Raw genomic sequence first — 13444 nt, 5'->3', positions numbered from 1 at the left:
GGCGCGGTGTGTTCAGGTCATCAGTGGAAGGGACGTGTGCCGGCGTGCCCGAAGGGCGGACAGCCGGCGCTTCCCGCGTCATCGTTGACGCGAAGAGGTGATCCGGGAGGGGACGGCGCTCGCGCCTACAGCGCGGAGCGCGTCACCACCGCATCGCGGCAGGAGCGGATACTTCTGTGTTCCGGAAGTGACGGTCTCGACCGGCGCCCGGCATCGGGTGGGATCCGTCGCCACTCCATCAGCGCATCTCCCCCGAATAATGCGGCCGTTGACCCGACCACATGCGTGCCACTGCGTCAGTGCGTCAGCGGCCCACTTGGCTACCGCGAACACCTCTTTGCCTGGAGATTACCTCACGGCCGTAGGTCAAGTCACGGTCAAGCACATTCATATAAAGGTAATTGGCGCACTGAACGCCGCGACGTGCCCAGGCGTACGCCCTAGAGGGCGAGATCGAAAGAGCGCTCCCGCGAGCGCCCCGATCCTCCGTAACCTCCGCCCATCACCAGCGTGTTGCCTCTCGTTTCCCCACTGTTCACTTGCGCCCGGCGGTGCACGTCGGGGCGGACCGCGGAGTCGGGCCGCGGACTGCTGCCGATGGCCGACGGCCGGGGCAGGAGGCAGGGGCGCGAGCGCCTGATACCCCTCCGCGCGGCGCTGGAGGCCCCCGACGGATGCAACAGCAAACGGGCTCGAACGCCGGCGCACACCCGTGGTGCCGCTTGGTTCGGGCTCTGCCCGTAAACCGGCCACGGCCTGTGGGGCGAGGTGGCACCACTGGCGAAAACGGCGGCGCCCGTGCGCGTCACGGCGCCCCGGACACTCCGCGCTCACCCGCCGCGGCCCGAATGGCCTCGACATACGGCAGATCCTGACGCTGGGTCGCCTCGTCCAGGGCCTCGAACGGTACGAGCGCCGCATGGTCCGGGTTGCGCATCTCCGTCCAGGCTGCCCAGGCGTCGTGCACGTCCACGTCCGTGACGTGCTCGCCCTTGGCCCGCATGAGCACCGCGTACAGCAGGAACAGCCCCTCCGCGTCGTGCGGCGGCCGGGCGTGCGGGGGCAGATGGGCTCTGATGAGTCGTGCGTCGTCACGTAGGTAGCTCACGCGAGCAGCCTGCCCAAGCACAGCAGGCCGTGCAAGAGAACGAAGATCCAGGGGAGCATCCGCTCACTGAAGCCGAGTTCGGCGTAGCGCACCCTTCTGGGGGTCGCGGGTGTACGCGTCAGATGCTCCCCCTCACCTCTCTCATCTTGCCGCAGTCGGAGGGAAACTGACGGCTACTCACATCTTTGCCGCCTCCCTTGCGCCCCTCCCCACTTCACGGAGGAGCCGGGCCGTTGGCAAGGCGGAACAGCGCCCGTTGACAAAGCGGAACACTGCTCCGTATGTTAACCGGAACAGCGTTCCGTTTTCAGTTGAGCTGATGCCGGACGCGCTCCTGACCGCCTCGCGCGCCGCCGGCCGAACGAGACCGGGAGCAGAGGCCCTTGAAGGGAAATGCGCATCATGAGTGAATCGACCCGCCCAGCCGACACCTTCGGCTCGCCCACTCCCGTCCTCTCGGTCAGTCCGGTGGTGCTGCCGGCTCCCGGCCGGGCCGTGGACCTGGAAGTGCGGGTCTCCGCGCCCGTGACCGGGGGCGACCTGCCGGTCATCCTCCTCTCGCACGGTCAGGGCTATTCCCACCACCTCTCCTCGCTGAACGGCTACGCCCCTCTCGCCAACTTCTGGGCGGCGCACGGCTTCGTCGTGATCCAGCCCACCCATCTGAGTTCGAGGACGCTGAGCCTGGATCCGGCCACCCCCGGGGCGCCGCTGTACTGGCGGTCACGGGCCGAGGACATGAAGCGCATCCTCGACGGGCTCGATGTGATCGAGGCCGCCGTCCCGCAGCTCCTCGGGCGTCTGGACCGGAGCAAGGTCGCCGTGGCCGGGCACTCGATGGGCGGACACACCGCGAGCCTGCTGCTGGGCGCCCGGCTCACCGATCCGCACGACGGAACGGAAGTGAACCTGGCCGAGCCCCGGATCAAGGCGGGTGTACTGCTCGCCGCGCCCGGCAGAGGCGGCGATGCTCTCACCGAGTCCGTGGCCGAAAATTTTTCGTTCTTCCTGACCACGGACTTCTCCGCGATGACGACGCCCACGCTCGTGGTCGCCGGTGACAAGGACGCCTCTGCCCATCTGACGGTTCGGGGCCCGGAGTGGCACACCGATCCGTACGTCCTCTCCCCGGGCCGCAAGTCCCTGCTCACCCTGTTCGACGCAGAGCACGGGCTCGGCGGGGTCTCCGGATACGACGTCGCCGAGACCACGGACGAGAACCCCGAGCGCGTGTCGGCGGTCCAGCGGCTCACCTGGGCCTACCTCCGTACCGAGCTCTACCCCGGGGATGTGGCTTGGCGGGCGGCGTGTCAGGCGCTGACGGCCGGCCCCGACCCGCTCGGACGGGTCGAGTCCAAGGAGGCCGATGTGGCCGACGAGGTCGACGAGGCCGACGAGGCGCCGTCTCCGTAGCGGGCCCACCGCATGAGCAGGTCGTCCACGAGTCCGCAGGGAGCGGGATCGAGGTTCCGCCCGGTCGGTGACCAGGTACCCCGCGTGAGGGCGGTGACCAGGCACACCGCCCCTCACACGGTGACCGGGCACACCGGGTGAGGGGTGCGGACTCCGGGTGTTTCCGAGCCGGCGGTGACGACTGGCGCCGAAGGAATCCTCGCGGTGCGACAGTCATGTTTTTGCGAGACCCTGGGGGCCAGGGGACGCGCCCGACAGTGGTGAGGCATATCCAGCGTGACACCGCACCCAGCGAGGAGGGCGGGCTGTGATGAGCGATTCCGATAGGGGCGCCGCCGGGCGGAGCCAGGGCGAGATGGCCCCACTGTCGGCGCTCACGTTGAGCGTCAACGATCAGGTGCGGCGGCTGGAGGTGGATCCACGGACCTCGCTGCTCGACGCGCTGCGCGAGCATCTGCGCCTGACCGGGACCAAGAAGGGGTGTGACCACGGTCAGTGCGGCGCCTGCACGGTGCTGATCAACGGTCGGCGCGTCAACTCCTGTCTGACGCTCGCCGTCATGCACGAGGGCGACGAGGTGGTGACGATCGAAGGCCTGGGCGATCCCGATGACCTGCACCCCATGCAACGCGCCTTCGTCGAGTGTGACGGCTTCCAGTGTGGCTACTGCACTCCCGGCCAGATCTGTTCGGCCGTCGGCATGCTCACCGAGGTGGAGGCGGCTTGGCCCAGCCACGCCACCGCTGACGTGGCCGCGTCGCGGATCGCGTTGAGCGATGAGGAGATCCGCGAGCGGATGAGCGGCAACATCTGCCGGTGTGCCGCCTATCCGAACATCGTCGCGGCCATCCGCGGCGTCGCGGACGGAGGCCCGGCATGAGGCCCTTCACCTACGAGCGGTCGACGGACGCGCAGGCCGCCGTCGCGGCGGTGTCCAGAAGCGGTGCGAAGTTCATCAGCGGCGGCACCAATCTGCTCGACCTGATGAAACTCGGCATCGAGCGTCCCAGCCATCTCGTCGACATCAGCCGGCTTCCGCTGCGGGACATCGAGGAACTGCCGGACGGCGGACTGCGGATCGGCGCCCAGGCGGCGAATTCCGACCTGGCCGCCGATGCCCGCGTCCGTACCCGCTATCCGGTGCTGTCGCAGGCGCTGGTGTCCGGTGCCTCGGGCCAGTTGCGCAACAAGGCGTCCACCGGCGGAAACCTGTTGCAGCGCACTCGCTGCCCGTACTTCTACGACACCGCAGCGGACTGCAACAAGCGGAATCCCGGCACCGGTTGCTCGGCGATCGGCGGGTTCAACCGGATACACGCGATCCTCGGCGCCGGCGACTCCTGCATCGCCACCCACCCCTCGGACATGGCCGTCGCGATGACCGCGCTGGACGCGGAGATCGAGCTGCTCGACGCCGACGCATCGGTACGCCGCGTCGCCATCACGGACTTCTACCGACTGCCGGGCGATACACCGGACATCGAGACCGTGCTCAGGACCGGCGAGATGATCACCGGCGTGATCCTGCCCCCTCCCCCACCGGGCCGGCAGCTCTACCGCAAGGTGCGTGACCGGGCGTCGTACGAGTTCGCGCTGGTCTCCGTGGCGGCTGTCGTCGCGACCGACCAGGGAACGATCCGTGCGGCGCGGGTGGCGTTCGGCGGTGTGGCGCACAAGCCCTGGCGGTCCCTCGAAGCGGAGGCCGTATTGGCCGGCCGTCCCGCCACCTCGGCCACGTATCGCGACGCCGCCGAGGCCGCGCTGCGCGACGCCGTGGGGCAGGGCGACAACGACTTCAAGATCGAGCTGGCCAAGCGCACGCTGTGCCGCACGCTGGCACAAGCGGCCCGGTCGAGCTGAGGAGGCGAGATGATCGGGCAAGCCCTGAACCGCGTTGACGGCCCGATGAAGGTCACCGGCCGGGCCACCTACGCCTACGAGTACGGGGAGGCCGGCCAACCGCTCTACGGTGTCATCGTCGGCGCGACGATCGGCAAGGGCCGTATCACCCGGATCGACACCGAGGACGCCGAACGCGCGGGCGGTGTAAGCATGGTGATGACCCATCAGAATGCGCCGGAGCAAGGTCCGCACGATGAGTCCGTTTCGTTCGAATACTGGCGCGCCCAGCCGGAACTGACCGGCCCGGACGTTCACTATTACGGCGAGCCGGTGGCACTCGTCGTCGCCGGGACCTTCGAGCAGGCCCGAGCGGCGGCCGATCTCGTCGACGTGGAATACGCCACCGGGCGGGGGCGGTTCGCCTTCGCCGCGGACGACGACGAGACGTACATCCCGAAAGTGGTCAACGCCGGGCTCCCCACCGACACTGCGGTGGGCGACTTTGACGCCGGATTCAGTAACGCCGCCGTGTGTGTCGATCAGCTCTACACGACGCCGTACGAACTCTCGATGCCGATGGAGCCGCACGCCTGTCTGGTGGAACCGCGTGGCGAGGATCTGGTCGTCTACGTCAGCTCCCAGATCGTCGATGCGGCGCGGACCTCGGTCGCCGCCACACTCCGGACCGACCCTGCGCGGATCCACATCGTCACCCCCTTCGTCGGCGGGGGATTCGGCTCCAAGCTGGGCATCCACGCCGAGACGATCCTGGCGGCACTCGCCGCCCGCGCGTTGCGCCGACCGGTCAAGGTCGCACTGACCCGGCAGCAGGTCTTCCAACTCGTCGGCGTGCGGCCCACATCGAGCCAGCGGGTCCGGCTGGGGGCGGGGCGCGACGGACGGCTGGCGGCGATCGCCCATGACGTCACCATGCACACCAACCCCGACCTGGAGTTCGCCGAGCAGACCGCCGCCACGACCCGCAGCCTCTACGCGGCGCCCCACCGGCTGACCAGCCACCGGCTCACACCGCTCGACCTGCCGCGCGGGTCGGACGTCCGTGCGCCGGGCGAGGCGCCGGGCCTGCTGGCGGTCGAGTCGGCGATGGACGAGCTGGCCGAGGCGCTCGGGATGGACCCGGTCGAGCTGCGGATCCGCAACGAGCCCACCGTGGACCCCGAGCGAGACGTGCCGTACAGCGACCGGCACCTGGTCGACTGCCTGCGCGAAGGCGCGCGCCGGTTCGGCTGGGAGCACCGGCCCGCCACCCCGGCGAGTGTGCGCGAGGGCCGGTGGCTGGTCGGCTGCGGCATGTCGGCCGCCATCCGCGGGCATTTCCAAGGGCCGACAACGGTGCGGGTGCGCCTGGAGGCGGACGGCACCGCCGTCGTCCAGACGGACATGACCGATATCGGCACGGGCACCTACACCGTCCTGACCCAGGTCACGGGCGACGGTCTCGGACTGCCGCCCGAGCGGGTGCGGATTGAGCTCGGGCGTTCCGAGCTTCCCGCCAGCTGGGGGTCCGGTGGCTCGTGGGGCGCCGCCAACTCGAGCACCGCGGCGCATCGGGCGTGCGCGGCCCTGCGGGAGAAGCTGCTGGTCACGGCGGGCAGTGATGCGCGCTCCCCGCTGCACGGCCGGGACCCGGCGGACGCCGTGTTCGCCGAGGGCAGCGTACGCATCGGTGACGCGTCCCAGACACTGAGCGAGATCGTCGCGGGCCATCATCCCGACGGTATGGAGGCGGAGGGCCAGACCCTCTTCATGGGCGATGACCCGAACTACGCGGCCTACTCGATCCACACCTACGGCGCCCATTTCGCCGAAGTGGGGGTCGACGCGGACACCGCCGAGATCCGTCTGCGGCGGATGCTGGGCGTGTTCTCGGTCGGTCGCGTGCTCAACGCGAAGACGGCGCGCTCGCAGCTGATCGGCGGCATGATCTGGGGAGCCGGCGCGGCCCTCGAGGAAGAGGCCGTTGTCGACCCGCGATCCGGCGCCTTCGTCAACCGGGATCTCGCGCAATACCTGGTTCCGGTCCATGCCGACATCCCCGACATCGACGCCGTCATACTCGACGGGTACGACGACAAGGCCAACCCCCTGGGCGCGAAGGGGGTCGGTGAACTGGGCATCTGCGGGGCCGGCGCGGCGGTCGCGAACGCGGTGTTCAACGCCACCGGGATACGCGTACGCGACTTCCCCATCACGATCGAGAAGGTGTTGCCGGGGCTGCCGCCCATGGACGGGTGAAGCCAGGACGGTACGACCCCACCTTCGCTCCCGCCCACTACCGGGACTGGCTCAGGGCCTGACCGGGGGGAAGGGGCCGGCGCTGCTCAACCGGTGTCACGGCCCGCCGCGGCCCGGCCCACCGTCAGGGCCAGCCTGCGTACCCTGCGCCAGTTCATCGGGGGCTTGCTGCGTGGCACGCCGGGACGGTGGCGGGGCAGGCGTACGCGCAGGGCGCCCGGTGCGATCCAGCAGCGTACGGGGGCGGGGACGGTGAGGGCCTCGCCGTCGACGCCGACCGGGATGACGGGTGCGTCGGCATCGACGACCACCTCTCGGGCGGCGGTCGAGGTCAGTCCGGGCCCCCGTCTGCCACGAAGCATCGAGGCCGCCTGGACCGCGTTGTCGACCTTGACGCCGAGCACTCCCAGGACACCGGAGTCCAGCCGTTCCCGGAGTCCCAGGCCCGCGGGATCTCCCACCCGGTAGGGGTTGTTGCTCACCAGGACGGCCTGGGGCTCGTCGACGGTCACGGCATCGGCGTGCACCTTCAGGCGTGGGCCGCTGTGGTGAGTCAGCAGGTCGGGCAGCAGCTGAAGGATGGTGCGGGCCTTGTCGTCGCGATAGGCCGGGCTCTGCACCACGGTCGCGTACGCGCCGAAGGAGGCGTTGTTGACGAAGACGCGCCCCCGGCCTTCCGGCGTGGGCTCCCCCACGTCGATGAATCCCAGGTCGACGCGCAGCTCGACGCCGTCGGTGAGCGCCTGAAGGCACGCCGAGGGGTCCGCACGGTCGAGGCCGAGGTCCATGGCGAAGTGGTTGCGGGTCCCGGCGCAGATGACGACGAACGGCACGCCGTGTGCCGCCGCCACGCCCGCGACCAGGGCCTGCGTACCGTCGCCGCCCGCGACGCCGAGCAGGTCGGCGCCGTCGTCGACGGCCCGCCTCGCCAGCTCGGCCACGTCCTGCGGGCGGGCGGGATCCAGCACGACGACGTCGGCGCCGAGAGCCCTGGCCCTGTCCGCCAAGCGGAACTTCCCGACCTTCCCGCCGCCCGAGCGCGGGTTCATGATGAGGAAGGGGCGTTTCGCAGGAGCGACCGGGCGTTCCTGCGGGGGTGCCGGGCCGGTGTCCTGTGCCAGTGCTGTTCTGCCCGTGACGACGGCAAGCGTCCACAGGGCGAGCGAGACGAGCACCACCCACAGCAGCCCGGCGAGTGCGTAGAGCAGCAGGACAGCGACCGGTGCGCACACCGCCAGCAGGAGGCCGAGCACCCTGACCACACCGATGTGCGCGAGCACCCACCACAGACCGGCCGCGGTGACGGCCAGCCCGGCCAGCCCCACAGCCACCAGCACGAGGCCCCGGAGCCCGGCGAACACCAGCAGGACCAGCAGCGCCGCCGTTCCCGCCGCCAGTGCCAGACGTGCGGCCCAACGCCTGTCCACGCGTGAAGACCTCCCGCCGTTTCCGCCGCCCTCCCCCTCCACTCCATCCTCGACGCCCTCCTCCCCCACCGCCAGGCAAGGGCGGCGTGCCGTCGGCCGATCCGTCTCCCGGCTGGTACACCCGTGGCCTCCAGGGTCGTCTCGGGCGGGGTCCGGGCGGTGCGCGTCGGCCGTCTCCGACGGCGACGGACGCAGGAGGTACCTGTCAGTCGATCCGGCTCCGGTGGATCTTCGCGGTATCCCTCGTGAAGACCACCCCGTGCGCCCGTCGTCCTGTCAGGAGGCGCCGTCCCCGGCGCCGGACACGGGGGCGCCTCCGCCGCGTGAGAGGAAGTAGTCGGTCAGACCGCGCAGCCCCGTGGCGAACACGCCGTCCCGGAAGGTTCCGGTCAGTTCGTCAGCGAGGGCAGGAGCGCAGTCGAAGGTCAGGGTCCATTCGACGGCGGATTCGCCGGTGCTGGTCAGCGGCAGGACGCGCAGGGTGGAGCGGTAACTCTGCACGGCATAAGGGGATTTGACGATGTCGTAGGTCAGCGACCGGGTGTGGTCGTCGAGCGCGACGAGGCTTTCCGACACCTCCTCTCCTGTGAGGAGTGTCAGGGTACGTACGCTGCCGACGCGGTCGGGGGCGTCCCCGTCCCGCAATGAGCTGTGCGTGACGCCGGGTTGCCAGGCGGGCAGGCCGTTGAAGTCCCGGAGGAGACGCCACACCGCGGTGGCATCGGCCGGTATCACCGCGCTGGCGCGGGTTTCGGGCATGGAAAGTCCTTTGAGGTCGGGTGGTGCCGGAGTGAGCAGGCACGTTCTTGGGGGTTACGAGGTCTGTCCGGGCCGGGCCCGCGGGGTGGCGGTGTGTTGGTCCAGCCACTGGAGGACCGGCTGTAGGGCTTCGTCGGAATTGGACTCGTAGATCAGGCCGTGGCCGTTGCCGTGGATACCGCGGTCCGGCAGGTGGAGGTGTTCCGCGGCCGCGCCGGCCGTGGTGAGGAAGTCGACGATCGCCGGGGCGTAGGTGGCGAAGACCGCGGTCTCGCCGGTGACCACCGCCATCGGCACGCCGGTCAGGGCGGGGACGCGGAGGGTCGCGGGGTCGGCGGCGGCGACCTCGTCGGCGGTGGTGCGGGGTGGATCGTAGGTGAGGGGGGCCGCCGTCAAGCCCCAATGGAGCGTTCCGATGCCGTGGGTCTCGGCGAAGGGCGGTCCCATGGGTTCGACGCTGACGACGGCGGCGACGTGGTCGGGGCGCCGGTCGGCCAGCAGCCAGCCGACGGGCCCGGAGGCCGAGTGGGTCATCACGATGGCGGGACCGATCCGGTCCACGAGGCGGGCGAGCCGGTCGGCGTCCATCTCCTGCGAGGCGGAAAGGTCGGCGGGCAGCGGCCCGAACGGGGCGATGAAGGCATCCCAGGCGTCGTCATCGGCCGGATCGAAAGGCCACTGGGTCTGCGCTTCGGCGGTCTCGGGCGGGAAGAAGACGCGCCGGCCTTCCTCGTAGGAGAAAGGCGGCCCCATGGGGCCGATGATGTCGCCGTGATAGGGCGAACGGCCGTGTCCGGGGCGGTCGACGACGAGGACCGCGTACCCTGCCTCGACCAGGCGCTGGGCCCAGCCGGGCCGTCCGTCCGGGGTGTCGAGCCACTCGGTGCCTTGCAAGGTGCCGCCGTGCACGAGGACGACGGGGTAGGGCTGCGTCACCTCTTCAGGGGCCTCCCAGGCGACGAACATCGGCCCGCGTTGGTAGGTGCCCTGGTCACCGGTGACACGCTCGCCCGGAATCCAGAAGTGCCCGCGGCGTGAGGTCCTGGCAGGAGTGCCGGCCCAGAAGGGCTGCGGCGCGGTGTGATGAGACATAAAACCTTCTCGTTCGTCGGTCGTCGGGTACGGATTCGGCGGTCGTTGGGGGCGGGCTCGGAGGTCGTCGGGTACGGACTCGTCGGTCATCGGGTGCGGAGGGGAGGTGCGAGTCGTCGGTGGATGGCCCGCAGGGACTGCCGCTGCTGCGGCCTCTTTCTGCCGCTGGACCGGCGGCAGTGGTGTCGAGTGGGGTGAGCCCGGGTGGCCTCCGCCCTGGCCGAGCGGGGACTACGACGCGGGTACGGGTACGGGTACGAGAGGTGGACCTCGGCGGCCGGAGCCTGCTCTGAGCCGTCGGCACCGCGCGGCATGGGCAGGTAGGGCGCGCCCGCAGGCAAGGCGGGTGGGCGACTTACGGAACCTCGGGGGCGGGGCGGTGCAGCTGGAACGGGTCGCCATGGTCCGCGCCGGGCCGCCGCAGGCTCATCTCCCCTTCCTGGCGCCGGCATTCGGGACGTCCCACGAGCGGACGTCCTGGATGGATGCCTCGTTCACTTCGGCCGCTTAGTTCTCTTCGGCCGCTTCGGTCTCTTCTACGGGTGCCGGGCTCGTCCGGCGTGGCCGGGCCGGGCCGTCCCGATGCGGCCGGTGTGGTGGCCCGCCGACTGCCTGGTCCGCGGCGAGCGAGCGCAGCAGGCGCAGCGCGTCGTCGCTGGGGCTGCCGGGCCGGGCGGAGTAGACGAACAGTTGCTGGCCGGGAGCTTCGGTGACCGTGAAGGCTTGGTAGTGCAGGCGGAGTTCACCGACCTGCGGGTGCCACAGGCGCTTCTCCTCGCTGGTGCGGGGCCGCACTTCGTAGCGGGCCCAGAGCGTGGCGAACGCCGGACTGTGCCGCGACATCTGCCCGATGACCTCGGTCACGCGCGGATCGTCGGGGAACGGGGCCGACAGTGCCCGCAGGTTTCCGACGGCCCCTTGCGCGGCATGGTCCCAGTCCAGGTAGAACTCCCTGGCAGCCGGGTCCAGGAAGATCATCCGCTGAAGATTGTCGATGGCTGCGAAGCCGCAGTACAGCTGGCGGGCCACCGGATTGGTGGCCAGGAAGTCCAGGGCCGGGCTCACCACGCATGCCGGAACCTCCACGAAGTGGTCCATCAGCTGCGCCAGTTGCGGGCTCACCTCCGGCGTCGGGACCGACGCGGCGGTCTGCGGTGCAGGCAGCGCAAGGCGGAACAGATGCGCTGCCGCGGCCTCGTCCAGGCGCAGGGCACGGGCGAGTGCGTCCAGCACCTGTTCCGAAGGGTGCCGTTCGCGCCCCTGCTCGAGCCGCATGTAGTAGTCGGTGCTCACACCTGCCAGCAGCGCGACTTCCTCGCGCCGCAGCCCCTTTACGCGACGCACGGTGTGCGACACGAGTCCCGCCACGTCCGGCGAGACCAGATCACGGCGGGCGCGCAAGAATTCACCCAGGTCGTTCCTGCTCATGTGCTGCACGCTATCCCCGCGCACGACGAGGAACGTGGGTGTCATGCACCCACTCTGACGCCCGCGAGTCTGACGCCCGCGTGCCCGCGCGCCCGCCGCCGGGTTATGTCCGCCGGCTGGCAAGGCCGCCACCGGCCGGTGAGGAGCGTCCGCCACAGCGCCAACGGAGTCCTTCCTCAGCCTGGCCGCCTCCGGGGACCGACGACGACGTCATGACGGCGGCCCCACCGGAGGGCCACCGGGTGCACCGAAAGCCAAGTTGAAAATGATTTCCAATAGCCGGGTAGCCTGGGGACCCGGAGCCCCCACTCACCCATGGACTGGTATGCACCCTCGGCAACAACAACCGCACGGGATCGACACCTACACGATCCGCCCGGCCCGACCCCAGGACTGCGACGGCGCGCGCAGCGTCATGCTGGACACCTTCTACCGCGAGTTCGACTACGGATATGTGCCCGCGTGGCACCCCGACGTCATCGACATCCAAGGCACCTACCTGGACAACCCACGGCATCAGCTGATCGTCGCCCTGTCGCACGATGAGGTCGTCGCCACCGCCGGACTGCTCTCCCGCGGGCCGGCGCATCCACCGCATCCGCGATGGCTGGCCGAGCGCTACGCTTCCGCGGCGCAGCTCGTACGCATCTATGTCCGGCCCGAGCACAGGCGCCGTGGCCTGGCCCGCGCCATGGTGCAGAGGGCGTGCGAGTTCGCCGCCGCCACGAAGGGATACGACTGCGTCTACCTCCACACCAACGTCAACATCCCCGGCGCGCAGGGCTTCTGGAACAGCATCGCCAAGGAGGTCTTCGACGCCAGGACCACCGGCGAACACGGAGCGGGCTTCGGAACCGTGCACTTCGAGATCCCGCTGCCCGGCTGACGACCGGGGCGGCCCGGACAGTGGAGGGAGTACTCGGGGGCGGCGCCGGGCAGCCCTCGGCCGCCCGGTCCGGGGCCGCCCGTGGCGCGAGGCGTCAGCTCAGGCTGCGCAGCATCGAGGCGTCGAACGGAAGGAGTTCGTCGGTGCGGCCTTCGAAGACCTTGGTGGCCCATTCCGGGTCGCCGAGCAGGGCCCGTCCGACGGCGACGAGGTCGAACTCGTCGCGCTCCATGCGGTCCAGCAGGCGCTCGACGCCGGTGACGCCGGACTGCTCGCCCTTGAACGTCCCGATGAACTCGTTGTCGAGACCGACGGAGCCGACGGTGACGGTCGGCCTGCCGGAGAGCTTCTTGACCCAACCGGCGAGGTTGAGGTCGGAGTCCTCGTATTCCGGGAGCCAGTAGCGGCGCGTGGAGCAGTGGAAGGCGGTGACGCCCGCGTCGCTGAGCGGCGCCACGATCTCGTTGAGTTCTTCCGGGGTATCGGCGAGACGTGCCTGGTAGTTGTTCATCTTCCACTGGGACATACGGAAGAGGACCGGGAAGTCCGGTGCGACGGCTTCCCGGACGGCCGCCACGATCTCGGCGGCGAAGCGGGTGCGGGCGGTGCGGCTGCCGCCGTAGGCGTCGGTGCGTCGGTTGGTGCCCGACCACAGGAACTGGTCGATGAGATAGCCGTGGGCCCCGTGCAGCTCGACTCCGTCGAAGCCGAGGCGCTCGGCCGTTCGGGCCGCCTCGGCGAATGCCGCGATGACGTCGTCGAGGTCCCGCTGTGTCATGGCGTGGCCGGCCGGGGTGCCGTCGAGGGCGATCCCGGACGGGCCGGAGGGCGGGGCGTCGGGGAAGGGCGGCGCGCCCGCCTCGCGGGCCATGCCGACGTGCCACAGCTGCGGCATGATCGTCCCGCCCGCCGCGTGCACCGCCCGCACCACGTGCTCCCATCCGGCGAGCGCGTCCTCACCGTGGAAACGGGGCACGGCGCCGCTGGTCCCGGCGGCCGCGTGATCGACATAGGTGCCCTCGGTGATGATCAGGCCGGTCCCGCCCGCGGCCCGGCGCGCGTAGTAGTCCGCGACATCCGGGCCCGGGACGCCGCCCGGTGAGAACTCGCGGGTCATCGGCGCCATGGCTATCCGGTTCGGCACGGTGAGGCCGCCCAGGGTGACGGGGCGGGAGAGCACCTGAGCCGCGCGGGCGGCGGTGTCGCTGGTCTTCACGTGCGGGTCTCCTAGGA

11 protein-coding genes are annotated in these 13444 nt (G+C 70.5%); 5 read left to right on the top strand and 6 right to left on the bottom strand.

Going from position 1 to position 13444, the window contains the following annotated elements:
• Positions 1-805: 805 nt before the first annotated feature.
• The gene (locus M8I34_RS37660) at positions 806-1108 is read right to left on the bottom strand and encodes a hypothetical protein (RefSeq protein ID WP_250057461.1); all 303 of its coding nucleotides are present in this window, start codon (positions 1106-1108) and stop codon (positions 806-808) included.
• Between the two features lie 402 nt (positions 1109-1510).
• On the opposite strand from M8I34_RS37660, the gene M8I34_RS37655 reads away from it, so the two are divergent.
• The 4 genes from M8I34_RS37655 to M8I34_RS37640 all read left to right on the top strand — a co-directional run bounded on the left by M8I34_RS37655 (position 1511) and on the right by M8I34_RS37640 (position 6619).
• On the top strand, positions 1511-2521 hold the full coding sequence (locus M8I34_RS37655) for a chlorophyllase (RefSeq protein WP_250057460.1): 1011 nt from the start codon (positions 1511-1513) through the stop codon (positions 2519-2521).
• 310 nt (positions 2522-2831) lie between these two features.
• Positions 2832-3401 (top strand): 2Fe-2S iron-sulfur cluster-binding protein, encoded by a 570-nt coding sequence (locus M8I34_RS37650; protein WP_250057459.1) that lies wholly within the window; start codon positions 2832-2834, stop codon positions 3399-3401.
• The gene (locus M8I34_RS37645) at positions 3398-4381 is read left to right on the top strand and encodes a xanthine dehydrogenase family protein subunit M (RefSeq protein ID WP_250057458.1); all 984 of its coding nucleotides are present in this window, start codon (positions 3398-3400) and stop codon (positions 4379-4381) included. Before M8I34_RS37650 ends, M8I34_RS37645 begins: the two co-directional genes overlap by 4 nt.
• Before the next feature lie 9 nt (positions 4382-4390).
• A complete protein-coding gene (locus M8I34_RS37640) occupies positions 4391-6619 on the top strand; it encodes a xanthine dehydrogenase family protein molybdopterin-binding subunit (RefSeq protein ID WP_250057456.1) in 2229 nt (742 codons plus the stop codon).
• Positions 6620-6705: 86 nt separating this feature from the next.
• Here M8I34_RS37640 and M8I34_RS37635 read toward each other — a convergent pair whose 3' ends face one another.
• The 4 genes from M8I34_RS37635 to M8I34_RS37620 form a co-directional block, all read right to left on the bottom strand.
• Positions 6706-8046, bottom strand: coding sequence for a diacylglycerol kinase family protein (locus M8I34_RS37635; RefSeq protein WP_250057454.1), 1341 nt, complete (start codon positions 8044-8046; stop codon positions 6706-6708).
• A 276-nt stretch (positions 8047-8322) separates the two neighbouring features.
• Positions 8323-8805, bottom strand: a complete 483-nt coding sequence (locus tag M8I34_RS37630) for an SRPBCC family protein (RefSeq protein WP_250057452.1) — start codon at positions 8803-8805, stop codon at positions 8323-8325.
• 54 nt (positions 8806-8859) lie between these two features.
• Positions 8860-9897, bottom strand: coding sequence for an alpha/beta fold hydrolase (locus M8I34_RS37625; protein ID WP_250057450.1), 1038 nt, complete (start codon positions 9895-9897; stop codon positions 8860-8862).
• 507 nt (positions 9898-10404) lie between these two features.
• Positions 10405-11325: a helix-turn-helix domain-containing protein gene (locus M8I34_RS37620; RefSeq protein ID WP_250057448.1), complete on the bottom strand. Its 921-nt coding sequence runs from the start codon at positions 11323-11325 to the stop codon at positions 10405-10407.
• A 325-nt stretch (positions 11326-11650) separates the two neighbouring features.
• On the opposite strand from M8I34_RS37620, the gene M8I34_RS37615 reads away from it, so the two are divergent.
• Positions 11651-12211, top strand: a complete 561-nt coding sequence (locus M8I34_RS37615) for a GNAT family N-acetyltransferase (RefSeq protein ID WP_250057446.1) — start codon at positions 11651-11653, stop codon at positions 12209-12211.
• Between the two features lie 94 nt (positions 12212-12305).
• Here the strand turns inward: M8I34_RS37615 and M8I34_RS37610 are convergent, their stop codons facing one another.
• Entirely contained in the window at positions 12306-13427 is a 1122-nt protein-coding gene (locus M8I34_RS37610; protein ID WP_250057444.1) for an NADH:flavin oxidoreductase, read from the bottom strand.
• Positions 13428-13444: the final 17 nt, after the last annotated feature.

The organism is Streptomyces sp. MCA2, from assembly GCF_023544705.1.
GTDB lineage: Bacteria > Actinomycetota > Actinomycetes > Streptomycetales > Streptomycetaceae > Streptomyces > Streptomyces decoyicus.
Note: the sequence above shows the minus strand (reverse complement) of the source record. Positions and strands in the feature narration are given on the sequence as shown.